The 22179-nt window shown below is 68.5% G+C and carries 24 protein-coding genes; 14 read left to right on the top strand and 10 right to left on the bottom strand.

Annotation, left to right across the window (positions count from 1 at the left end; translation table 11 throughout):
- Window positions 1-10: 10 nt before the first annotated feature.
- On the bottom strand, window positions 11-874 hold the full coding sequence (locus tag BO226_RS14235; RefSeq protein ID WP_024101669.1) for an EamA family transporter: 864 nt from the start codon (window positions 872-874) through the stop codon (window positions 11-13).
- A 94-nt stretch (window positions 875-968) separates the two neighbouring features.
- Between BO226_RS14235 and BO226_RS14230 the strand changes: the two genes are divergently transcribed.
- From BO226_RS14230 to BO226_RS14220, 3 genes are all read left to right on the top strand, one after another.
- Window positions 969-1763, top strand: a complete 795-nt coding sequence (locus BO226_RS14230; RefSeq protein WP_071935508.1) for a TIGR03084 family metal-binding protein — start codon at window positions 969-971, stop codon at window positions 1761-1763.
- Window positions 1764-1851: 88 nt separating this feature from the next.
- Window positions 1852-3000, top strand: a complete 1149-nt coding sequence (locus tag BO226_RS14225; protein ID WP_071935507.1) for an acyl-CoA dehydrogenase family protein — start codon at window positions 1852-1854, stop codon at window positions 2998-3000.
- Window positions 3001-3067: 67 nt separating this feature from the next.
- Complete coding sequence (locus tag BO226_RS14220) at window positions 3068-4228, top strand: acyl-CoA dehydrogenase family protein (protein ID WP_071935506.1); 1161 nt, start codon at window positions 3068-3070, stop codon at window positions 4226-4228.
- On the opposite strand, the gene BO226_RS14215 is transcribed toward BO226_RS14220, so the two are convergent.
- Window positions 4225-4884, bottom strand: a complete 660-nt coding sequence (locus BO226_RS14215) for a TetR/AcrR family transcriptional regulator (RefSeq protein WP_071935505.1) — start codon at window positions 4882-4884, stop codon at window positions 4225-4227. The genes BO226_RS14220 and BO226_RS14215 overlap by 4 nt on opposite strands.
- A 162-nt stretch (window positions 4885-5046) precedes the next feature.
- On the opposite strand from BO226_RS14215, the gene BO226_RS14210 reads away from it, so the two are divergent.
- The 7 genes from BO226_RS14210 to tuf all read left to right on the top strand — a co-directional run bounded on the left by BO226_RS14210 (window position 5047) and on the right by tuf (window position 11469).
- On the top strand, window positions 5047-5676 hold the full coding sequence (locus tag BO226_RS14210; protein WP_071935504.1) for a TetR/AcrR family transcriptional regulator: 630 nt from the start codon (window positions 5047-5049) through the stop codon (window positions 5674-5676).
- Window positions 5677-5686: 10 nt separating this feature from the next.
- A complete protein-coding gene (locus BO226_RS14205) occupies window positions 5687-6238 on the top strand; it encodes a DUF3558 domain-containing protein (protein ID WP_051121622.1) in 552 nt (183 codons plus the stop codon).
- Window positions 6235-6768, top strand: a complete 534-nt coding sequence (locus BO226_RS14200; protein WP_071935503.1) for a DUF3558 domain-containing protein — start codon at window positions 6235-6237, stop codon at window positions 6766-6768. The genes BO226_RS14205 and BO226_RS14200 overlap by 4 nt, the downstream gene beginning before the upstream one ends.
- Window positions 6769-7092: 324 nt before the next feature.
- Window positions 7093-7467 (top strand): 30S ribosomal protein S12, encoded by a 375-nt coding sequence (rpsL, locus tag BO226_RS14195; protein WP_006552258.1) that lies wholly within the window; start codon window positions 7093-7095, stop codon window positions 7465-7467.
- Entirely contained in the window at window positions 7467-7937 is a 471-nt protein-coding gene (rpsG, locus tag BO226_RS14190) for a 30S ribosomal protein S7 (protein WP_006552257.1), read from the top strand. Before rpsL ends, rpsG begins: the two co-directional genes overlap by 1 nt.
- Window positions 7938-8083: 146 nt before the next feature.
- On the top strand, window positions 8084-10186 hold the full coding sequence (fusA, locus tag BO226_RS14185) for an elongation factor G (RefSeq protein ID WP_024101663.1): 2103 nt from the start codon (window positions 8084-8086) through the stop codon (window positions 10184-10186).
- A 92-nt stretch (window positions 10187-10278) separates the two neighbouring features.
- Window positions 10279-11469, top strand: a complete 1191-nt coding sequence (tuf, locus tag BO226_RS14180; protein ID WP_064060461.1) for an elongation factor Tu — start codon at window positions 10279-10281, stop codon at window positions 11467-11469.
- A gap of 127 nt (window positions 11470-11596) precedes the next feature.
- Here the strand turns inward: tuf and BO226_RS14175 are convergent, their stop codons facing one another.
- Together BO226_RS14175 and BO226_RS14170 are read right to left on the bottom strand one after the other, a co-directional pair.
- Window positions 11597-12742, bottom strand: a complete 1146-nt coding sequence (locus BO226_RS14175) for a serine hydrolase domain-containing protein (RefSeq protein ID WP_232237956.1) — start codon at window positions 12740-12742, stop codon at window positions 11597-11599.
- A 138-nt stretch (window positions 12743-12880) separates the two neighbouring features.
- Window positions 12881-13459: a TetR/AcrR family transcriptional regulator gene (locus tag BO226_RS14170; protein ID WP_071935501.1), complete on the bottom strand. Its 579-nt coding sequence runs from the start codon at window positions 13457-13459 to the stop codon at window positions 12881-12883.
- 99 nt (window positions 13460-13558) lie between these two features.
- Between BO226_RS14170 and BO226_RS14165 the strand changes: the two genes are divergently transcribed.
- Window positions 13559-14734 (top strand): oxygenase MpaB family protein, encoded by a 1176-nt coding sequence (locus BO226_RS14165; RefSeq protein WP_071935500.1) that lies wholly within the window; start codon window positions 13559-13561, stop codon window positions 14732-14734.
- Window positions 14735-14776: 42 nt separating this feature from the next.
- Here BO226_RS14165 and BO226_RS14160 read toward each other — a convergent pair whose 3' ends face one another.
- Genes BO226_RS14160 through BO226_RS14140 form a run of 5 tightly spaced genes read right to left on the bottom strand, consistent with a single transcriptional unit; the run spans window position 14777 to window position 17297 of the window.
- Window positions 14777-15340 (bottom strand): hypothetical protein, encoded by a 564-nt coding sequence (locus BO226_RS14160; protein ID WP_006552251.1) that lies wholly within the window; start codon window positions 15338-15340, stop codon window positions 14777-14779.
- A complete protein-coding gene (locus BO226_RS14155) occupies window positions 15337-16344 on the bottom strand; it encodes a DUF6286 domain-containing Asp23/Gls24 family envelope stress response protein (RefSeq protein WP_006552249.1) in 1008 nt (335 codons plus the stop codon). Before BO226_RS14155 ends, BO226_RS14160 begins: the two co-directional genes overlap by 4 nt.
- A complete protein-coding gene (locus tag BO226_RS14150; RefSeq protein WP_006552248.1) occupies window positions 16337-16531 on the bottom strand; it encodes a hypothetical protein in 195 nt (64 codons plus the stop codon). Before BO226_RS14150 ends, BO226_RS14155 begins: the two co-directional genes overlap by 8 nt.
- Window positions 16528-16839 (bottom strand): hypothetical protein, encoded by a 312-nt coding sequence (locus BO226_RS14145; protein WP_006552247.1) that lies wholly within the window; start codon window positions 16837-16839, stop codon window positions 16528-16530. The genes BO226_RS14150 and BO226_RS14145 overlap by 4 nt, the downstream gene beginning before the upstream one ends.
- Complete coding sequence (locus tag BO226_RS14140) at window positions 16836-17297, bottom strand: Asp23/Gls24 family envelope stress response protein (protein WP_006552246.1); 462 nt, start codon at window positions 17295-17297, stop codon at window positions 16836-16838. Before BO226_RS14140 ends, BO226_RS14145 begins: the two co-directional genes overlap by 4 nt.
- A gap of 214 nt (window positions 17298-17511) precedes the next feature.
- Here BO226_RS14140 and BO226_RS14135 point away from each other — a divergent pair, with 214 nt between their 5' ends.
- The 3 genes from BO226_RS14135 to BO226_RS14125 all read left to right on the top strand — a co-directional run bounded on the left by BO226_RS14135 (window position 17512) and on the right by BO226_RS14125 (window position 21061).
- Window positions 17512-18777 carry an NAD(P)/FAD-dependent oxidoreductase gene (locus BO226_RS14135; protein ID WP_071935499.1) on the top strand — a complete coding sequence of 422 codons (1266 nt, stop codon included), beginning with the start codon at window positions 17512-17514 and terminating at the stop codon, window positions 18775-18777.
- A gap of 67 nt (window positions 18778-18844) precedes the next feature.
- A complete protein-coding gene (locus BO226_RS14130) occupies window positions 18845-19648 on the top strand; it encodes a glutamate racemase (RefSeq protein ID WP_006552244.1) in 804 nt (267 codons plus the stop codon).
- Window positions 19649-19810: 162 nt separating this feature from the next.
- Window positions 19811-21061 (top strand): MFS transporter, encoded by a 1251-nt coding sequence (locus tag BO226_RS14125; RefSeq protein WP_071935498.1) that lies wholly within the window; start codon window positions 19811-19813, stop codon window positions 21059-21061.
- Between the two features lie 52 nt (window positions 21062-21113).
- Here BO226_RS14125 and BO226_RS14120 read toward each other — a convergent pair whose 3' ends face one another.
- The gene (locus BO226_RS14120) at window positions 21114-22169 is read right to left on the bottom strand and encodes a ferredoxin--NADP reductase (RefSeq protein ID WP_019291258.1); all 1056 of its coding nucleotides are present in this window, start codon (window positions 22167-22169) and stop codon (window positions 21114-21116) included.
- Window positions 22170-22179 lie beyond the last annotated feature (10 nt).

The raw sequence follows: 22179 nt of genomic DNA, 5'->3' as shown, positions 1-22179 counted from the left end.
CGGCGCCGGGTCACGCGCGCGAGTGCTGCAACGCACCAGCCCCCGCGACCACCACGAGTGCGATACCCGCGAGGGCGAGAGGTTCGACGACCTGCCCCAGCACCAGAGCGCCGGCGAGCGCTGCGGCGGCGGGTTCGAGCGCGATGAGGATCGCGAACACCTTCTTCGGCAGGTCGCGCAGGGCACGGATCTCGAGGGTGTACGGGATCGCCGACGACAGCAGCGCCACGGCGAGTCCTGCGAGCACGAGGTCGGGCCGGAGGAGCTCGGTGCCGGCCGTCGCCGCGCCGAACGGCAGGACGACGACGGCCGCGATCGTCGTCGCCCCGGCCAGCCCCGCCGATCCGGGCAGGGTCGTCGCCACACGTGAGCCGGCCACGATGTACCAGGCCCACCCCGATGCGGCGACCAGCGCGAAGGCGACTCCGAGCGGATCGGGACCGGTGGACAGCCCGGCACCGTCGCCGACGCCGAGCAGGACCACCCCGCCCAGCGCGAGCACCACCCACAGGGCGTCGCGCATACGTCGGGACAGGATCGCGGCCAGCCCGAGAGGGCCGAGGAACTCGATGGTGACGGTCGCGGCGAGCGGCAGTCGCGTCAACGCCCCGTAGAACGCCGTGTTCATCAGCGCGAGACTCGCGCCCAGTGTCACCACCGCCCGCCACTGTTCCGGTGTCCACGTCCACGGCCGGGGCCGGGTGAACGCGCAGAGGATCACGGCGGCGAACAGCAGGCGCAGGGTCACCGTGCCGAGAGCACCAGCCCGGTCGAACAGGGTCGCGGCGAAGGCCGCCCCGAACTGCATCGACAGCACCGCGGTGAGGACCGCGACGACAGGGCCGACGGTGTGCGTGCGGGAATCGTCGGCCATCTCGTCAGTCTGTCCGACGAGCGCGAACGACGCCTGCCGCAAAAAACAATCACACGTGCTTGATTTTGGGGCTGTGGCGTGTGACGCTTGCCGCATGTCCGATCTGCACATCGTGCTCGACGATCTCCGCGCGGAGGGCGACGATCTCGACGCTCTCGTCGCGACCCTGCCCGACGAGAGTTGGGCACTGCCCACCCCGGCGGAGGGCTGGACCATCGCTCACCAGATCGGTCACCTGTTGTGGACCGACCGGGCGGCGCTCACCGCCGTGCGCGACCCGGACGCCTTCGTGAAGATGGTCGAAGCGGCATTCGGCGACCCGCTGGGATTCGTCGACGTCGGTGCCGAGGAACAGGCGGGGCGGCCGCCCGCGGAGTTGCTCGCCGACTGGCGCGACACCCGCCGCGAACTCGCCGACGCGCTCGCCGAACTCCCGCGGGGTACGAAGATCCTGTGGTTCGGACCGCCGATGTCGCCGGCGTCGATGGCGACCGCGCGGCTCATGGAGACCTGGGCGCACGGGGGTGACGTCGCCGACGCCCTCGGTGTCACCCGCACGCCCACCGCGCGCCTGAAGAACGTCGCGCACCTGGGGGTGCGGACGCGCGACTTCGCGTACGTCATCCGCGACCGGAAGCCCCCGGCCGAGCCGTTCCGCGTCGTGCTTACCGCCCCCGACGGGGACAGCTGGGAATGGGGGCCGGAGGACGCCGCGCAGTCGGTCACCGGCCCGGCCCTGGACTTCTGCCTGCTCGTCACCCAGCGCATCCACCGCGACGACACCGCCCTCGTCGCCGACGGCCCGGACGCGGAGGAATGGCTCGGCCTGGCGCAGGCCTTCGCCGGTGCCCCCGGCGCCGGGCGCGAGCCCGGCTCGTCCGCCACCTGAGACCGCCCGCCCCACAGTCGAGACACCTCCGGCCGAGACATCTTCGACCGAAACACCATCCTCGACCGAAAACACCATCGGAGACATCGTGAGCATGTGGACCACCCCCGAGCGTCTCGCCCTCCGCGAGACCGTCACCGGTTTCGTGAAGCGTGAGATCCTGCCCCACCTCGACGACTGGGAGCGCGCCGGCGAACTGCCCCGCGAACTGCACGTCGAGGCCGCGAAGATCGGCCTGCTCGGCGCCGGATTCCCCGAGGAGGTCGGCGGTTCCGGTGGCGACGGCGCCGACACGCTCACCGTGTGCGAGGCGTTCCACGAGGCGGGGGCCTCGGGCGGCGCGTTCGCATCACTGTTCACGTGCGGCATCGCCCTGCCGCACCTCATCGCGGCCGGCGATCCCGATCAGATCGACAAGTGGGTACGGCCCACTCTCGCAGGCGAACTCGTCGGGTCCCTCGCGATCACCGAACCGGGCGGCGGATCGGACGTCGGTCATCTGACCACCACCTCGGTGCGCGACGGCGACCACTACGTCGTCAACGGAGCGAAGACCTACATCACCTCGGGATGCCGCGCCGACTTCGTGGTCACCGCCGTCCGCACCGGAGGTCCCGGCGCCGGGGGAGTCTCGTTGCTCGTGATCGAGAAGGGCGCACCGGGTTTCACCGTCTCCCGCAAGCTCGACAAGATGGGATGGCGCGCGTCGGACACCGCCGAGTTGTCCTTCGCCGACGTTCGCGTACCGGTCACCAACCTCGTCGGCGCGGAGAACACCGGATTCTGGCAGATCGCACAGGGTTTCGTCTCCGAGCGGATCGCCCTCGCCGCCCAGGCCTATTCGGGTGCGCAGCGGTGCCTGGACCTGACCGTCGCGTGGTGCCGCGACCGCGAGACATTCGGCCGACCGCTGATCACCCGCCAGGCCGTGCAGCGCACCCTGTCCGAGATGGCGCGTCGCGTCGACGTCGCGCGCGTCTACACGCGGCACGTCACCGAGCGCGCCGTGGCGGGAGAGACCGACCTGATCGCCGAGGTATGTTTCGCGAAGAACACCGCGGTCGAGGCCGGCGAATGGGTCGCCGACCAGGCGGTTCAGTTGTTCGGCGGCCTCGGGTACATGGCCGAATCGGAGGTCGAACGGCAGTACCGCGACATGCGCATCCTCGGCATCGGTGGTGGCACCACAGAGATCCTCACCGAACTCGCCGCCAAGCGGCTGGGTTACGGCGCCTGACCCACCTGTTCCCTCATGCGACCGTCCACGGCCGCGCGTCCTCTCACCCGACCCGGAAGGCATCCCCGTGAGCATCATCGAGACCGAAGAACAGAAGGAACTACGCGCTGCGGTGGCGGCTCTGGCCGAGCGCTACAACTACGTCGACTACGTACTTCCCAAGTCGCGCGCGCACGAGCCGCTCACCGAATTGTGGGCGGAGGCGGCCAAGCTCGGCTTCCTCGGCGTGAACCTTCCGGAGCAGTACGGAGGCGGCGGCGCCGGCATCTACGAACTCGCGCTGGTGCAGGAGGAGCTCTCCGCGAAGGGCGCCGGGCTGCTGCTCGTCGTGGTTTCGCCGGCGATCTGCGGCACCATCATCTCCAAGTACGGCACCGACGCTCAGAAGCAGGAATGGCTGCCCGGCCTCGCCGACGGCTCTTGCATCATGGCCTTCGGCATCACCGAGGCCGACGCCGGATCCAACTCGCACAACATCACCACGATCGCGCGCCGCGACGGTGACGACTGGATCCTCTCCGGCAGCAAGGTCTACATCTCCGGTGTCGACCAGGCCGACGCCGTGCTCGTCGTCTCCCGCACCGAGGACGCGAAGACCGGCAAGCTCCGTCCGGCCCTGTTCATCGTGCCGACCGATGCCCCGGGCTTCACGAAGACGCCCATGGAGATGGACATCCTCGAGCCGGACTACCAGTTCTCCCTGTTCTTCGACGACGTCCGACTTCCCGCCGGCGCACTCGTCGGTGAGCCGGAGGCCGCGCTCATGCAGCTGTTCGCCGGACTGAACCCCGAACGGATCATGGGCGCGGCGATGGCAGTAGGTATGGGCCGGTACGCCCTCGACGCCGCGGTGCGCTACGCCAACGAGCGGACCGTCTGGAAGCAGCCCATCGGTGCGCACCAGGGCATCGCGCACCCGCTGGCGCAGCGCCGGATCGAGCTCGAACTCGCCAAGCTCATGATGCAGAAGGCTGCCGTCCTCTACGACAGCGGCGACGACTTCGGGGCCGCCGAGGCCGCGAACATGGCCAAGTACGCCGCGGGTGAGGCTGCGATCGCCTCGCTGGACCAGGCGATCCAGACCCACGGCGGTGCCGGCCTCACTCGGGAGTACGGCCTCGCGGCGATGCTCGGCGCCGCGCGCATCGCACGCGTGGCGCCGGTCAGCCGGGAGATGATCCTCAACTTCGTGGCCCAGCACTCGCTGGGCCTGCCGAAGTCGTACTAGGCCGACGCTTCCGAGTCGGATGCTTCCGGGTTCGAGGTTTCGGGGTTCGACACCTCGAACCCGGAGGTTCCGATGTTCGGCGGGAAGGAATCCGGCGGGAAGAGACCGGCCGCCTCCTCCGCTGGGAGCAGCGTCCCCAGCAGATAGGCGAGGGACCACCGCAACGAGCTCACGTCCTGCAGCGGCACGGTCTGCTGGTAGCCCACGAGCGTGTACAGGGCCAGCCGCGCGAACCGCTCGGCCTGGTCCCTCGAACCGAGGTACTGGGCCACCGCTTCGGCCACCACCGCGTACCGCAGGTCGTCGACCTCGCTCTGCACCTCGTGGACGCCGGAGTCGCTGTGCGACCAACCGCGGATGGCGGACTCGGCGGAGTGGGGGAGGCTGCACGCGAATTCGACGAGCAACCGGAGCCGCCGGGTCATCGAACCCTCGAGGCGCGCCGCGGCGGTGAGCTGGAGCGTCTGGCTCTCGAGCCAGTGCTGGAGGAATTCGGTCTTGAACTGCGCCCAGCTCTCGAAATAGTTGTAGAACGAGCCGGTCGTCACCTCGAGGTGACTGCACAACCGTGCCTGCTTGAGTCCGGCATGGTCGTTGGTGGCCAGGATGGCCAACGCGGCGTCGAAGTAGTCCTCGCGCCTGACGGTGGTCGCCACGTGGTGCTCCCCTTTCCCCCCGACCTGTTATACGAGTGTACGGATGATGACCTTTGCGTACGGTCTCGGGGTCGCACGAATACCCGTTCGGCGGAAGATCAGTCGTGACGGAACGGTCGTGACCACGGGGTCGTGACAGGACAGGCAGGAACAGGAGTCCCGATGGCGCGAGAACCGAAGCAGGACCGCAGCCGCGCCACGCGGCGGCGACTGCTCGAGGCGACGATCGACTGCCTCGTCGAATCCGGTTGGGCCGCAACCACGGTGAGTGTGGTCGCCGAGCGGGCAGGAGTGTCGCGCGGGGCCGCCCAGCATCACTTCCCGACCCGGGAGGATCTCATCACCGCATCGCTCGAGTTCATGTTCGACAGTCGCATCGAGCGGGTCCGCACCGAACCGTTCGACGTGCCCGAGGGCGTCGGCCGCACGGAGGCGGTGGTCGAGCGCATCGTCGACCAATGCACCGGCAACATGTTCAAGGCCGCCCTGCAGGTGTGGACGGCCGCGGCGGCCGATCCGGCTCTGCGCGAGATGCTCCTGCCGCTCGAGGAGAAGTTCGGCCGTGTCTCGCACGCGGTGGCCGTCGAGCAGCTCGGTGCCGACGACACCGACCCGGTCGTGCACCGGACGGTGCAGGCGACCCTGGATCTCGCGCGCGGCCTCGGCCTGGCCGACGTGCTGACGGACGACTCGGCCCGCCGGCGGGAGATCGTCCGTCACTGGGCCGCGCAGCTCGACGGGGTGCTCCGGGAGTCCTCGAGTCGTTGCACACAGGCGGGCCCGGCTCGGTAGTCTTCCCGCCATGCCTCTCCCGCGCATCGGAAGGACGGCGGCTGCCGTGGCGACGGTCGGTCTCATGGGTCTCGGTGCGGCGGCGTGCGGGAACTCCGACGACGCCGGACAGGTCGAGACCTCGCCGACCGCGTCTGTCACCGACCCCGGCCCGCTGTTCGACGAGTGCGGCGCGATGTCCGACGACGAGGTGGCGGCGGCTTTCGGTCTCGGCAGTTTCACGACGGTGACGCGCAACTCGGTGGGCTGCGAGTGGGAGATCTACGTCGGCGGCCCCAGCGTGAGCTTCTCGTGGTATCGGGGAAGTCCCATCGGCCGCGAACGCGCCGGCTCCGATCTCATCGGCCGGCCCGCCGCCGACGTCGAGATCGGGGGACGGTCGGGTTTCATGGGGTCCTATCAGAACGAGCTGGGGCAGACGACGCTGTGCGAGATCGGCGTGGAGTTCGGCGGCGACTTCGTCCACTGGTCGGTCTCGTACTCGAACCTCACGCCCGTCGCCGACGCCTGCGTCGTCGCTCGCGGACTGGCCACCACGAGTGTGGAAAGGGTGCAGAAGTGAACGCCCGCCGCTGGGGTGCCGCACTCGCGACCGTCCTCACGACGGGTGCTCTGCTCACCGGATGTACCCGCACCATCGAGGGGCGGGCCGTCCCGGAGGGGGTCGGCGGCGGCACGGGCGCCGAGTTCACCCGGCTGCTCACCGAGTGCGATGCGGTCGCCGACGAGAAGATCGCCGAGGCCGTGGGCGCGGATTACGTCTATCGCGGGTTCTTCGGTGCGATCTGCCGCTGGGACGGCGAGGGGCCCACGGGAGTAGTGAAGGTCACCTTCAACTGGTTCGAGACCGGTTCCCTCGACCACGAACGCGCCGCCGCCGAGGGGCTCGGCTACGAGATCGAGAACACGACCATCGAGGGCCGGCGGGCACTGCAGATGCGCCGACCCGGCGATCCGCTGTCGTGCGGGGTCAGTTCCGGGGCGTCGACGACCGGCATCTTCGGCTGGTGGGTGCAGTACACCTCCGGGGGAGCGGACCCGTGTGAAGCTGCTGCTACGTTGGCCCGGCTCACACTGAACCTCAGCAGTTGACGGTGTGTGCGGATCCTCGGGAGGGTGCGCGCTCCTCACTTTGACCTCATGCGCGCACGCCGGGTATCGTTGTGGGTCGTGTCCGGCATGCCCGGGCCGGTCTGTGTGCCTATGCGAGGTAGTGCCGTGCGCGTGGTCTGTAGATATCTGCAGGAACGAGCCCCCGGCTGCCTGTGTGGGGGTACGCGACACACCCGACCTCGTGTGCACACGAGGGGCGAGTGCGGGGCAGCAGCTTTCTTGCCCCAACCGATGGATCCCTAATTTCAGAACAGCCGAGGTTGCTCGAAGTGAGCAGCTTCAGACAACGAAGAAAGCCGGTTAATGCCAACCATCAATCAGCTGGTCCGCAAGGGCCGCCGCGACAAGGCCGCCAAGGTCAAGAGCGCGGCGCTCAAGGGCAGCCCCCAGCGTCGCGGTGTGTGCACTCGCGTGTACACCACCACCCCGAAGAAGCCGAACTCGGCTCTCCGTAAGGTCGCCCGTGTGCGCCTGACCTCCCAGGTCGAGGTCACCGCCTACATCCCCGGTGAGGGCCACAACCTCCAGGAGCACTCGATGGTGCTCGTGCGTGGCGGTCGTGTGAAGGACCTCCCGGGTGTGCGCTACAAGATCATCCGCGGCTCGCTCGACACCCAGGGTGTCAAGAACCGCAAGCAGGCCCGCAGCCGCTACGGAGCGAAGAAGGAGAAGGGCTGATGCCACGTAAGGGTCCCGCTCCCAAGCGCCCGCTGATCGCCGATCCGGTCTACGGTTCGCCGCTGGTCACCCAGCTGGTCAACAAGATCCTGCTGGACGGCAAGAAGTCCACCGCCGAGCGCATCGTCTACCAGGCGCTCGAGCAGGCTCGCGAGAAGACCGGTACCGATCCGGTCGTCACCCTCAAGCGCGCGCTCGACAATGTCAAGCCCGCCCTCGAGGTCCGCAGCCGTCGCGTCGGTGGTGCCACCTACCAGGTGCCGGTCGAGGTTCGCCCCGGTCGTTCCACCACGCTCGCACTGCGCTGGCTGGTGACGTTCTCGCGTCAGCGTCGCGAGAAGACCATGGTCGAGCGGCTCGCCAACGAGCTCCTCGACGCGAGCAACGGCCTCGGCGCCTCCGTGAAGCGCCGCGAGGACACGCACAAGATGGCTGAAGCCAACAAGGCGTTCGCGCACTACCGCTGGTGAGTCGTCGCCGACCGGGAGATGCCGTCATCACGGACCTCCCGGTCGGCTGCTCGCACAACTGTGTCGGTCCCGTAAAGGCCGGCTGACAACACAAGAACATGTGGTCCGCACCCAAGGACCGACACGAGCTACGAGCGGGGTTACCTGTGGCACAGGAAGTGCTGACCGACCTGAACAAGGTCCGCAACATCGGCATCATGGCGCACATCGATGCCGGCAAGACCACCACCACCGAGCGCATCCTCTTCTACACCGGTGTCAACTACAAGATCGGTGAGACGCACGACGGTGCCTCGACCACCGACTGGATGGAGCAGGAGAAGGAGCGTGGTATCACCATCACCTCCGCTGCTGTGACCTGCTTCTGGAACAAGAACCAGATCAACATCATCGACACCCCCGGCCACGTCGACTTCACGGTCGAGGTCGAGCGGTCGCTGCGCGTCCTCGACGGCGCAGTCGCCGTGTTCGACGGCAAGGAGGGCGTCGAGCCCCAGTCCGAGCAGGTCTGGCGCCAGGCTGCCAAGTACGACGTTCCGCGCATCTGCTTCGTCAACAAGATGGACAAGATGGGCGCGGACTTCTACTTCACCGTGCAGACGATCATCGATCGCCTGGGCGCGAAGCCGCTGGTCCTCCAGCTCCCCATCGGTGCCGAGGATGCCTTCGACGGCGTCGTCGACCTCGTCGAGATGAAGGCGCTCACCTGGCGTGGCACCACCGACATCGGCACCGAGGCCACGGTCGAGGAGATCCCGGCCGACCTCGCCGACAAGGCTGCCGAGTACCGCGAGAAGCTGCTCGAGACGGTCGCCGAGTCCGACGAAGAGCTCATGGAGAAGTACTTCGGCGGCGAGGAACTCACCGTCGCCGAGATCAAGGCGGCCATCCGCAAGATGACCGTCAACTCCGAGCTCTACCCGGTGCTGTGCGGCTCCGCCTTCAAGAACAAGGGCATCCAGCCCATGCTCGACGCGGTCATCGACTACCTGCCGAACCCGCTCGACATCGGCGACGTCATCGGCCACCAGGTCGGTAACGAAGAAGAGGAACTGCGTCGTAAGCCTTCGAAGGAGGAGCCCTTCTCGGCTCTCGCCTTCAAGATCGCTGCGCACCCCTTCTTCGGCAAGCTGACCTTCGTCCGCGTGTACTCCGGCCGGATCGACTCGGGCACCCAGGTGCTCAACTCGACCAAGGGCAAGAAGGAGCGCGTCGGCAAGCTGTTCCAGATGCACGCCAACAAGGAGAACCCGGTCGACGAGGCAGTCGCGGGCCACATCTACGCGATGATCGGCCTGAAGGACACCACGACCGGCGACACCCTGTGCGCGCAGGACGCCCCGATCGTCCTCGAGTCGATGACCTTCCCGGACCCGGTCATCCAGGTTTCCATCGAGCCGAAGTCGAAGGCCGACCAGGAGAAGCTGTCGACGGCCATCCAGAAGCTCGCCGAAGAGGACCCGACCTTCTCGGTCGAGCTCGACGACGAGACCGGCCAGACCGTCATCGGCGGTATGGGCGAGCTCCACCTCGACATCCTCGTCGACCGCATGAAGCGCGAGTTCAAGGTCGAGGCCAACGTCGGCAAGCCGCAGGTCGCGTACCGCGAGACGATCACCAAGCCGGTCGAGAAGCTCGAGTTCACGCACAAGAAGCAGACCGGTGGCTCGGGCCAGTTCGCAAAGGTCATCATCGGCCTCTCGCCGTTCGTCGGCGAGGACGGCGCGACCTACGAGTTCGAGAACAAGGTCACCGGCGGTCGCATCCCGCGCGAGTACATCCCGTCGGTCGACGCGGGTGCCCAGGACGCCATGCAGTACGGCGTGCTCGCCGGCTACCCGCTGGTGAACCTGAAGGTCACCCTCATCGACGGTGCGTACCACGACGTCGACTCGTCCGAAATGGCGTTCAAGATCGCCGGTTCGCAGGCACTGAAGGAAGCGGCCCGCAAGGCCGCCCCGGTGATCCTCGAGCCCCTCATGGCGGTCGAGGTCACCACGCCCGAGGACTACATGGGTGAAGTGATCGGCGACCTGAACTCCCGCCGTGGCCAGATCCAGGCCATGGAGGAACGCAGTGGTGCCCGTGTCGTGAAGGCGCTGGTTCCGCTCTCGGAGATGTTCGGTTACATCGGCGATCTGCGGTCGAAGACCCAGGGTCGTGCGAACTTCTCCATGGTGTTCGATTCCTACGCAGAGGTTCCCTCGAACGTCGCGAAGGAAATCATCGCCAAGGCGACCGGCGAGTAGCCTCCGGGTTATCCCTCGGTCACCTGCACGACCAAGTAATACAAACCGCACTGCTGCATACAGCAAGCAACAACAGTCCAGGAGGACATCCAGTGGCGAAGGCGAAGTTCGAGCGGACCAAGCCGCACGTGAACATCGGCACCATCGGTCACGTCGACCACGGCAAGACCACCACCACGGCTGCGATCACCAAGGTGCTTGCCGACAAGTTCCCCGACCTGAACGAGAGCTTCGCTTTCGATCAGATCGACAAGGCACCTGAGGAGAAGGCTCGTGGTATCACGATCAACATCTCCCACGTCGAGTACCAGACCGACAAGCGCCACTACGCGCACGTCGACGCCCCGGGTCACGCGGACTACATCAAGAACATGATCACCGGTGCCGCCCAGATGGACGGCGCGATCCTGGTCGTGGCGGCCACCGACGGCCCGATGCCCCAGACGCGTGAGCACGTGCTGCTCGCTCGCCAGGTCGGCGTTCCCTACATCCTCGTCGCCCTGAACAAGGCCGACATGGTCGACGACGAGGAAATCCTCGAGCTCGTCGAGATGGAGGTGCGCGAGCTCCTCGCTTCGCAGGAGTTCGACGAGAACGCTCCGGTCGTCCCGATCTCCGCTCTCAAGGCTCTCGAGGGTGACGAGAAGTGGGTCCAGTCGATCGTCGACCTCATGCAGGCCGTCGACGACTCCATCCCGGACCCGGTCCGTGAGACCGACAAGCCGTTCCTCATGCCCGTCGAGGACGTCTTCACCATCACGGGTCGTGGCACTGTCGTCACCGGCCGTATCGAGCGTGGCGTGATCAACGTCAACGAAGAGGTCGAGATCGTCGGCATCCGCCCCGATTCGACCAAGACCACGGTCACCGGCATCGAGATGTTCCGCAAGCTGCTCGACCAGGGCCAGGCCGGCGACAACGTCGGTCTCCTCGTCCGCGGCATCAAGCGCGAGGACGTCGAGCGTGGCCAGGTCGTCGTCAAGCCGGGCACCACGACTCCCCACACGGAGTTCGAGGGCCAGGCCTACATCCTCAACAAGGAGGAGGGCGGCCGCCACACGCCGTTCTTCAACAACTACCGCCCGCAGTTCTACTTCCGTACCACGGACGTGACGGGCGTTGTGACCCTCCCCGAGGGCACCGAGATGGTCATGCCCGGTGACAACACCGAGATGTCCGTCAAGCTGATCCAGCCGGTCGCCATGGACGAGGGCCTCCGCTTCGCGATCCGCGAGGGTGGCCGCACCGTCGGCGCCGGTCGCGTCACGAAGATCATCAAGTAGGCACCGCCTACGGGATCATCAAGTAGGCACCGCCTACGGGATCATCAAGTGAGCTAGTCCTCACTGACGCTCGAACGGCGTCCACCCTCCGGGTGGGCGCCGTTCGGCGTTTCTGGATCACAAGCGATCAGCCGACGATCTCCTTCAGCTGGTTTGCCACGGGGGTCACCGGTTCCTCCCCGTCGGCCGTCGGGATGTCGCTGCTCACGGCGGCGACGACCACGGCCCGGCGCTCGGGCAGATATCCCACGTAGGTGTTGAAACCGGGGAGTTCGCCCGTGTGGCCGAGCCAGCCGTTCTCGATACCGAGCCCGAGGCCGTAGGCGCGCGTGTCGGTCGCACCGGGGACGTCGAACAGGAACGAGTCGAGACGGAGCTGCTGCATCTCGGGGGAGAGGATGCCCTCGCCCGTCCCGAGGGCCGTGCCCCACAGTTCGAGGTCGTCGACGGTGGAGATCACCGCGCCGGCCGACCATCCCCACGACGGGTTCCAACCGGTCGCATCGGCCGTCTGCCCGTCCGGCTGTCCCTGTTCGGTGATCCCGTACAGGTGCGGTGACGCGATGGCCGCGTCGGTGGGCATGACGGTGTCGGCCATGCCCAGGGGCTCGAAGATGTTCGCCCGGAAGTACTCGTGCAGGCTCTGCCCGGAAACCTGCTCGACGACCAGCCCGAGCGCGATCGTGTTGGTGTTGGAGTACTCGAACCGCTCCCCGGGAGCGAAGTTCGGTGCGTCACCGCGTACGTAGTCGAGGAGTTCGTCCGGGGTCCACGGTGCCTCCGGATCGTCGAAGAGTTGCTGCTGGAATTCCTCGTCGAAGGTGTAGCTGGGGATGCCGCTCACCATCGAGGCCAGCTGACCCAGGGTGGCGACGTCGCCGTTCGGCAGGCCCGGCACATAGCGGCCGATCGGATCCTCCAGCGACAGGCGGTCGTCCTCCGCCAGTTGCAGTAGAGCGGTGATCGTCATCGTCTTCGTGATGCTGCCGATGCGGGTGTGGTCGTCCGGGCCGGGTTCCTCCGATCGATCCGCACCGATCGTGCCGGACGAACCGGTCCACTCGTATTCCGGGGTGACCACGCGCGCAACGACTCCCGGAAAGCCGACTTCCTCGCGGACGCGGTCGAGCACGTCCTGGAATTCGTCGGCGGGCGCCGCGCCGGTAGCGGTCGCATCGGTCGCGGTCGCTTCGGACGTTGCGGCGAGCGGTGATTCGCTCGAGGTGTCGTTGCCGCAGGCGGCCGCGACGGTGAGGATCACGGCGGACAACACGATCGGTAGTCGACGCACAGCACTCTCCTCGGTCGAGACGACGGTGTGAGAACGACAGTGATCAGTATGTGCCGTTCGGCAGGACGTCGGGTCTGTTTTCGAACCCGGAGATGAGCGCCGTACACGATGCGCCGTGCGTCAGGCGCTCTCGATCGCGGCGAGGAGCATCCGCGCCGTCACCGCGATCATCCGGGTCCGATCGGATCTCCGGGGCCGCAAGAGGGCGATCCGTGAACACAGGCTCGCCGTCGCTCCCATCACGATGAACACGAGATCGTCGAGTGCTGCGTCGTCGAGATCGGGTCGCAGCCGCGCCGGGATGATGCGTCCGAGCGGCCGCAGCGGACCTTCGACCTCGGCCCACGCGAGTCCGAACTCGATCTCCCCGGAGGTGTACGACACCCGGAGCACCGCGGCGTGTTTCTCGAACGCGGCGGTGAGGCTTTCCACGACCGTCGCCATGGCGTCCTCCGGCTGCTGGTCCATCGCCCGCCCGATGGCGGTGGACAGCGAGGTGGTGATCGCGTGGACGGCGGTCATGCGGAGTTCGTCGAGCACGGCGTCGACGTCGGGGAAGTATCGGTAGACCGTCCCGATGCTCACGTGGGCGTGCTCGGCGAGTGCCGTGGTGCTGATCCGCGCGGTGGGGCTGCGCTCGAGCAACTCGTACGCAGAGGTGAGGAGCAACTTGCGGGTGTCGTGACTTCGCTGCTGCACAGGACGCTTCCGAAGGGTTCTGCCTGCGGTTCTGTTGCCGCGTGGGGAGCTCATGAAAAGTGAATAGTAAGTGAGGATTCCTCGTGTTTCCATGGATGCATGGAGCGACACATCCCACGTGATCTCGTCAACGCCGACCTTGCGGTGCGCCGATACGCAGATCTCGGCGAGCGCTGGCTCGACGGCATGTGGCAGGCCGACCCGCCGGCCGACGCCGTGGTGAACGACGACTTCGGTCCGAACTCCGCGACGGCTGCCGTGCGCGTCGCACTCACCCACGGTGTCGAGGCGGTCCCCGACGCACCCGAATCCCTGCGAGAGCTGTTCGCCTTCCTCGACGACGAACCCGCCTGGGTCGACCACGACCGCATCGACAACGCCGCCGACGCGCTCGTTCGGCACACGCCGATCCTCGGCATGGTGCTCGGTGCTGCCTCGCTGCTGCGCGGTGCCGGAAACTTCATCGCCGGAAAGCCTCTCGCACTGACGGGCCGCTATGTGAGTCAGCCGGCCGTGCGGTCGGTCGAGGTCGGGGAGTGGTTACGGCACGTCCTCACTCGCGGCGGAATGCGCCGCGACGGAGGCGGATTCGCGTTCACGGTGCGGGTGCGCCTGATCCACGCCCACGTGCGCAAGGGCATTCTCGCGAGCGGGGTGTGGGACGAGGACGCCTGGGGAGTGCCGATCCCGCAGTCGTACATGGCGCTCACGATGGCCGAGTTCGGGCACATCGCGGTCGAGGCGATGCAGATCCTCGGGGTGCGCTTCACCGATCGCGAACTCGACGACATCTACCACCTGTGGCGCTACGTCGGGCACGTGATCGGGATGGGCGAGGAACTGGGCCTGCGCACCGAACGCGACCACATCGCGGTCGAGGACCTGTACCGGCTCACCTCGCCCGGCCCCAGCGACGAGGACCGGGATTTCGTCACCGCGCTGACCGAGCAGTATCTCGTCCCGGAGCTGGCCAACCTGCTGCCGGGCACCGCACCGATCCGGACGACGGTCGCCCGCACGGTGATGCACTCGCTGCAGCGGGTGTTCATCGGCGACGCCGACGCCGACGCCCTGCACATCCCCGACAGCCCGCTCAAGCACGTCCTCGGACGCGTCGGGCCGCTGCTCGCGCTCGTCGACCGCGTCCATGAATTCCGCTATCCGGACCTCGAACGCACCACACAGCGGGCGTACAAGGTGCGCGACGTGGCGATGGACCGGATGCGCGTGGACTACAGCGTCGAGCACGACCTCGTGGACGCGGCCCGAAGCTGAGCCACCCCGGGCCGGATGGGTTCCGGCCCGGGGTGGATGGGCTCAGTGGACATCCACAGCCGGGTCGAGATGTACCAGGACCTGCGTCGCCACGTGCGCCCCGCCGAGAGCGCGCGCGACCCGCTGGGCGGCATCCTCCGCGGCTTCCGTCAGCTCGGTGACATCGATGGTCGGGTCGGCGTGCACCACCACCGAGAGCGTCGGCAGGTGGCGTTCGACGACCGCGCGTCCGCGCACGGCCCGCACGCCCGGCAGGGCGGCGAGTTCGGCTGCCACACCGTCGACGACGGGACCGAGTTCGACACCGAGGGTCGCGTCGGTGACCTGGTCGTAGAGCTGCACGGTCGACGTGCGCCGGCGCGACAGGTTGACAGCGAGCAACGCGATGCCGAGCACGAGTCCGCCCGCGAAGACCGACCACAGGGCCGGTGTCCACCACGACTGGTCCGGGACGTCGGTCACGCGGGGACGGTCGAGACGCGAGAGTTGCTCTCGAGCTAGGGGAACCTGCCACACCCACGCCAGGGCGAATGCGCCGGCACCGGCGAGGGCGAGGCCCGCCAGGAAGGTGACGAGCCGATTCGCCAGCACGGTACGGAGTTTCACCGCGCCACCTCCACCACGAGTTCGACGGGGTCGGCGAGCGCCGCGAGGTTCGGGGCGACCGCGCCGCGCACGGACGCGGTGATCTCGTCGACCGGTGTCTCGTCCTCGATCGAGATGCGCACCACGGCACGGCGACGGTCGACGACCGTGCGGGCCGTGCGCACGCCGGTGAGAGCGGACGCGTGGGCGCTGCACATGCGTGCGACGTCCGTGCGCCGCATCCACACCGTGGGCACCGGCCCCGCGACCTGCAGCGGCACATGCGTCCGGCGGCGGGGTTTGAGGGCGACGACGATCAGGACGATCCCGAGGACGAGGCAGACGCCCGCGACGGGTGCGAGCCAGGTGTGCCAGTGCAGACGGCCGAACCACTCGAAGGAGTTGCGCAGCCACGGGGCACCGCCGTACGTCCCGTTGACGATGAGCAGTTCCCGGGCGGCGACGAACGACAGGGCGAGCGCCGCGATCGCCACGATCGCGGCGGCGGGTGCGGCCGCGGGCGGCGCCAGCGGTGGCAGGGGAGCGACGGTGGGGATGTCGGGATGCGGAGTGGTCCGCGCCGCGACGATGTCGGATTCCAGGTACTCGACGGGTGGCTGCGCCTCGTCGGTCTCGCCGTCCTCGACGAGCGCGGTCGCGACGATGAGCACGTTGAGTTCGCTGATCCGCATGCCCGTCAGGTCGTTCAGCTGGCGTTCGACCGCGTCGTGGACCCGGCGGGTGAGCATCGCCGCGTCGTACGGCCATTCGGCGGCGATGTAGAGATTCACCGCGACGGCCTTCGCGCCGGTGGTGACATCGGCCCGGGGCAGGTCGCGGCCGGTGAGACGCAGGATCCCACCTCCGCTGTGCCGCACCACACCGGGAACGCCGAGCGCGGCAGCCGCGGCGATGCGTTCGATCGCACGGTCCTTGACGACAAGGCTGCCGCGTTCGCCCGGGGGAACGACCCCGGTCCCGGTGTCGTCGGATGTCCCGACGTCGGACGCGGTGGGATCAGCCACGGCCCCGACTCCTCAACAGGGCGCCGAGGTCGAGGTGGCCGTCGCGATGGGCGCCGATCGCGGCACCGAGCGCGCCGAGCAGCACGGCGAACAGCAGACCGCTGAATCCGCCGATGATGCCGGCGAGGGCCAGGAGCAGCCCCGCGAGGAGTCCGACGACGGTGTTGCTGACGGGTGTGTGGTTCACGATGGGGCTCCTTCTCGTTCACCGGCGTGGACATCTTCGATGGTCACCTGGACGGGGACGTCCACCAGCGGGGACACCCGGACGCGGACGGCGTCGGCGACGGCCGGGAGATCGGCGGGGATCCGCACGACGATGTGCACCGCGCACAGCTGATCGGTCAGCCGCACACCTTCGACCCGTCGGCCGGGCAGATAGGTGGCGACCTCCCCGAATGCGCCGCGGTGCAGACCCACGACGCCGGGAACGGACAGCGCGGCGTCCGCCACCAGGTCGGCCGCATTCGCCTGCGCTGCTGATCCGGGGTTCACTGCACGCGGGGTTTGGCGTCGTCGGTGAGGGCCGCGGCCTCTTCGTGGAGCATCACGTCGAAGACCGTGATGTTGACCTCGGTGACCTCGAGTCCCGTCATGCGTTCGACCGCAGCGATGACGTTGTGCCGGATGGCGACGGCGAGTTCGTGCAGCGCGACGCCGTATTCGGCGACGATGCCGATGTCGATCGCGGCCTGACGTTCACCGACCTCGACGGCGACACCCTGTCCGTGGTTGATGCGCGCACCGGGGATGCGGTCGCGCAGTGCGCCCACGACGCGGGCGGTGCCGGCGCCCACCTCGATGACGCCGCTGATCTCGCGGGTCGCGAGCCCCGCGATCTTGGCCACCACCGCGTCCGCGATGATCGTGCGGCCCTGCGGGTCGGCGGATCCGGAGGAGGTTCCGGCGCCGAACTGTATGCGGCTGATACCTGCGCCGCTGTCGCTGGTCATGAGGGGCTCCCAGGTAGGTGTACCGGTCGTGTTCCGTGCTCGATCCTGTGCTGGATCCCATTGTCCTCACGGTGCCTCGAACTCTAACGGCCGACGTAGGTCTGTCGCCCGTCGTCGCTGTTTGGTAAGAACGTGGGACGCGGAGTGGGATGCATCACTACCGCACGGAACGCGCTTGCGTGTCACAACAGACGAAGCGAAGGATGGGCCGAGGGTGTCGAACGAGCGGGAGACCGAGAGTACGCCGGAGCGCGTCGTGGTCGTGGGCGCCGGCCTGGCGGCGGTGCGTACCGCCGAAGAGCTGCGCCGGGCCGGATACGAGGGCGAACTCGTGCTCGTCGGCGACGAGACGCACCTGCCCTACGACCGCCCGCCCCTGTCGAAGGAGGTCCTGCGCGGCGACCGCGACGACACGACTCTTCGGCCGAGCGAGTTCTTCGGCGACAACCGCATCGAGTTGATGCTCGGTGCCGCGGCTCGCTCGGTCGACACCGCGTCGCGCATCCTCACGCTCAGCGACGGCACCGAACTCGGCTACGACGAACTCGTCGTCGCCACGGGTCTGCGGCCCCGCCGCATCCCCGGTCTGCCGGATTTGGCGGGGGTCCACGTCCTGCGGTCGCTCGAGGACAGCCGCGCCCTGCGCGAGGCGATCGTTCCGGGTGCCCGCGCGCTCGTCGTCGGTGCCGGGTTCATCGGGTGCGAGGTCGCGGCGAGCCTGCGGGCGCGCGAGGTGGAGGTCGTGCTGGTCGAACCGCAGCCCACCCCGCTCGCATCGGTGCTCGGTGCCGAGGTCGGTGCTCTCGTCACCCGCCTGCACACCGCCGAGGGCGTCGACGTGCGTGCCGGCGTCGGATTGTCGGAGATCCGCGGCGACGGCCGTGTCACCTCCGCCGTCCTCGGCGACGGCCGTGTCACCTCCGCCGTCCTCGGCGACGGCCGTGTCACCTCCGCCGTCCTCGGCGACAGCAGCGAGATCGACGTCGACCTCGTCGTGCTGGGCATCGGTTCGATCCCGGCCACCGAGTGGCTCGAGGGATCGGGTGTCGAAGTCGAGAACGGTGTCGTGTGCGACGGCACGGGCCGCACCTCCACCCCGCACGTGTGGGCCGTCGGCGATGTCGCGTCCTGGCAGGTACCGGCCGGTGGGCGCAGGCGCATCGAGCACTGGACGAACGCCGGCGAGCAGGCATCCGTCCTGGCGAAGACCATCATGGGCGTCGAGGCCGGGGCCGCCGCACAGGTGCCCTACTTCTGGAGCGACCAGTACGACATCAAGATCCAGGGCCTCGGTGCGGTCACCGCCGACGACACGGTGCACGTCGTGCGCGACGACGGCCGCAAGTTCCTCGCGTACTACGAGCGCGACGGCAGGTTCGTCGGCGCTGTGGGCGGCGGCCTGCCCGCGCTGGTCATGAAGTCGCGCGCGAAGATCGCTGCGGGCGCCCCGATCGACGAGCTGCTCACGGCGGCGGTCTAGAGGAGTGAGCTGCGCGCCGGAACGACCGCCGTCGGGCCGGCCGTGCGCGACCCGCTAGATTCGTAGGGTGATCGTTGCGCTCATCGACTCGGGTCTCGGGCTGTTGCCGACGTCCGCGTGGCTGCGACGGTTGCGTCCCGATCTCGACCTCATGTTGTCGACGGATCCCGACGGCGCCCCGTGGGGCCCGAAGTCTCCGGACTGGGTGATCGACCGGGTCGTCACCACCGCCCGTCGCGCCGTCGCCCGGGGCGCCGAGGTGGTCGTGCTCCCATGCAACACCGCATCGGTGACCGCCCTCGAACACGTCCGGGCCGATCTCGGTCCGGCGGTGCCCGTGGTGGGCACGGTCCCCGCGGTCAAGCCCGCGGCCGCGGCGTGCGATTCGGTGGCGATCTGGGCCACCGCGGCGACCACCGCGAGCAGGTACCAGGCGAATCTGATCGACCAGTTCGCGAACGGGTCCGAGGTCGTCGGCGTGGCGTGTCACGGACTTGCCGACGCCATCGATGCGGGTGATCGGGTGGCCGTCGCCGCAGCGGTCGCCTCCGCGGCCGAGCGCACCCCTCGGGATGTCCAGGGTGTGGTTCTCGGTTGCACCCACTATCCGCTTGTCGCCGACACCATCATCGAACACCTGCCGGCCGGAGTGCGCCTGTTCGACAGCGCCGAGGCCGTCGCACGGCAGACGCTGCGCCGGATCGATGCGCTCGGGCGACCCGCCTCGGGTTCGGGCCGTGTCGAAGTCTTCCGCAGCGGTGTGCCCGGAGAGTTGCCGCTGGCAGCGACGGTCTTCGCTGCCGGTCGCGCCCTGCTCGCGGCGCCCGGCGACATGCGGGACGAGGACGTCGAGGACGCCACCTCCCTCTGAGTGTCCGAGCCGTCGGGTGGATGGCCGGAGGAATACTTCGTCGAGCGAAGTATGTTGGTGAAGGGGTGTTCACCAATTCGCGCGGAGGCGCTCGTTCGTTTCCGCGTGGGACACGCCGTTCGTCTCTCGCGTGGAACGCGCCGATCACCTTCTGGAGGTTCGATGACTGCTCCCGTCCAGCCCCGCGGCCGTATCCGCTCGTTCGGTTTCGCCGTGGTCGGCCTGGGAGCGTTCACCCTCACCGCGTCGTCGTCGGCACCGTCACCGCTGTATCCCGTCTACCAGCAGATGTGGGGGTTCTCCGCGGCGATGCTCACGGTGGTGTTCGCGGTCTACGTGCTCGCACTGCTCGCGGCGCTCGTGACGGTGGGGTCGCTGTCCGACCACGTCGGGCGCAGACCCGTGATCGTGACGGCCCTGCTGTTGCTCGCGGCGAGCATGGTGGTCTTCATCGCCTCCCCGGGGGTGGGGTGGCTGATCGTCGCGCGGATCCTGCAGGGTCTCGCGGTGGGCGCGGCGACGAGCGCGCTGGCGGCGGCCGTGATCGAGATGCAGCCGAACAGGCACATCGGTCCGCTGATCAACACCGCGGCGCCGTCGCTCGGCCTCGCGCTCGGCGCGGCGGGAGCCGGCGTACTCGTACAGTTCGCGCCGCTCCCCACGGTCCTGAGCTATGCGGTCGTCGGCGTTCTCGCCGTCGTGCTGGCGATCGCGCTGATCTTCGTGCCGGAGACCTCGCCGTCGGTGGGTTTCCCGTCGCGACGCGACGCCCTGCGGAGCCTGGTGCCGAGCGCGTCGGTGCCCCGTGAGGTCCGGGGCCGCTATCTGCTCATCCTGCCCAGTCTGATGTCGGCATGGGCACTCGGCGGGCTGTACATGTCGCTGGGGCCCTCGATCGTCGACTCGGTATTCGGTATCGACAACCGCCTCGCCGCGGGTCTGGCGATCGGCACGCTGTTCACGGCGGGCACGGTCGCGGCGACCACCACGGCCCGCCGCGACCCCCATCGCATCGTGATCCTCGGGGCCGTGTTGCTCGTGACGGGACTGGCCGCGGTGATCACCGCGCTCCTCACGGGATGGGTCGCGGCGTACTACGCGGGTACCGCGGTCGCCGGCTTCGGCTGGGGTTCGACCTTCGTCGCGGCCATGGGCGTGGTCGGCTCGCTCGGCCGACCCCACGAGCGCGGCCGGATATTCGCAACGACCTTCGTCGTCTGCTACTTCGCGTTCTCGGTGCCCGCGATGGCCGCCGGGGCGGCGGCCGGATCGTTCGGCCTGATGTCCACCGCCGTCGGCTACGGCGTGGTCGTCGCCGTGCTGGCGCTCGTGGCCGGGGTCGGCGTGCTCGTGCGAAAGCCGAAGCCCGACTCCGCCGGGATGCGGGAAGTGCCCGTCCCCGCACGTTCGTAGGGGCCGGGCACTTCCGCAGAGAGCGGGATCAGCGGGGCGTGAACCCGCCGGCTCAGAACTCGATCTTGAGGTGGTCGGTCACCGGCCGGGCCTGGCAACCGAGGATGTAGCCCGCCTCGATGTCCTCGGGGTCGAGCACGTCGCAGTTCTCCATCTCGACCTTGCCCTCGAGCACGGTGCACGCGCACGACCCGCATTCGCCCTCCTGACACGAATACGGCACGTCGATGCCCTTCGCGAGCATGATGTCGACGAGGGTCTGCGTACGCGGCCACGAGAGCTTGTGGACCTCGCCGTCGAGTTCGACCTCGACGGTCGCGGCGTCGGCGGCGTCCTCGTCGCTGACCTCGACCGGCGCCTGGTCGGCGAACGGGTCGCCCGACAGCGAGTTGAAGACCTCGGCGTGCACGCGGGCGCGGGGCATGCCCACGGTGTTCAGTGCCTGGTGGACCGTGTCCATGAACGGTCCGGGGCCGCACATGAACGCCTCGTACGACTCGTAGGGCGTTGCGATCGCCGCGAGCTGGTCGGCGGTGGGCAGACCCTGGACGGACTCGAGCCAGTGCACGACGGTCAGGCGCGTCGGGTACTTCTCCGCGAGAGCCCGCAGCTCCTCGGCGAAGATGACGGACTTCTCGTCGCGGTTGGCGTAGACCAGCACCACCGTGCCGCCGCCCTGGGTGAGCGCGGACTTGAGGATCGAGATCACCGGGGTGATGCCGCTGCCGGCGCCGAACAGCAGGAAGTCGTGGTCGAGCGACTTCGGGGTGAAGACGCCCGCGGGAGGGAGCACCTCGAGGGTCTGTCCGGCCGCGATGTTGTCGCACAGCCAGTTGGATCCGTAGCCGTCGGAGGTGCGCTTGACGGTGACCTTGGGGGCGTCGTCGGTGAACGGCGAGCTCGCGAGCGAGTAGCAGCGGGCCACCGAGCCCGTCCGGTCGCTCGGGATGCGCAGGGTGAGGAACTGGCCGGGCCGGTAGGCGAATTTGTCGCGCAGCTCGTCCGGGACGGCGAACACGATCGACCGCGTGTCGGCGGTCTCCTCGACGACGGCGGACACGGTGAGGATCACCGAGCGTGAGCCGTGGGGCACCTCGACAGTCGTCATGGGTGGGTCT

This window comes from Rhodococcus sp. 2G (genome assembly GCF_001886355.1).
Lineage (GTDB): Bacteria > Actinomycetota > Actinomycetes > Mycobacteriales > Mycobacteriaceae > Rhodococcus > Rhodococcus pyridinivorans.
This window is presented reverse-complemented; position numbering and strand designations above follow the sequence as displayed.

Coding starts and splice junctions, on each gene's coding strand:
- BO226_RS14235 (WP_024101669.1), bottom strand. CDS start 874: ATGGCCGACGATTCCCGCACGCACACCGTCGGCCCTGTCGTCGCGGTC.
- BO226_RS14230 (WP_071935508.1), top strand. CDS start 969: ATGTCCGATCTGCACATCGTGCTCGACGATCTCCGCGCGGAGGGCGAC.
- BO226_RS14210 (WP_071935504.1), top strand. CDS start 5,047: ATGGCGCGAGAACCGAAGCAGGACCGCAGCCGCGCCACGCGGCGGCGA.
- BO226_RS14205 (WP_051121622.1), top strand. CDS start 5,687: ATGCCTCTCCCGCGCATCGGAAGGACGGCGGCTGCCGTGGCGACGGTC.
- rpsL (WP_006552258.1), top strand. CDS start 7,093: ATGCCAACCATCAATCAGCTGGTCCGCAAGGGCCGCCGCGACAAGGCC.
- rpsG (WP_006552257.1), top strand. CDS start 7,467: ATGCCACGTAAGGGTCCCGCTCCCAAGCGCCCGCTGATCGCCGATCCG.
- BO226_RS14165 (WP_071935500.1), top strand. CDS start 13,559: ATGGAGCGACACATCCCACGTGATCTCGTCAACGCCGACCTTGCGGTG.
- BO226_RS14140 (WP_006552246.1), bottom strand. CDS start 17,297: ATGACCAGCGACAGCGGCGCAGGTATCAGCCGCATACAGTTCGGCGCC.
- BO226_RS14125 (WP_071935498.1), top strand. CDS start 19,811: ATGACTGCTCCCGTCCAGCCCCGCGGCCGTATCCGCTCGTTCGGTTTC.
- BO226_RS14120 (WP_019291258.1), bottom strand. CDS start 22,169: ATGACGACTGTCGAGGTGCCCCACGGCTCACGCTCGGTGATCCTCACC.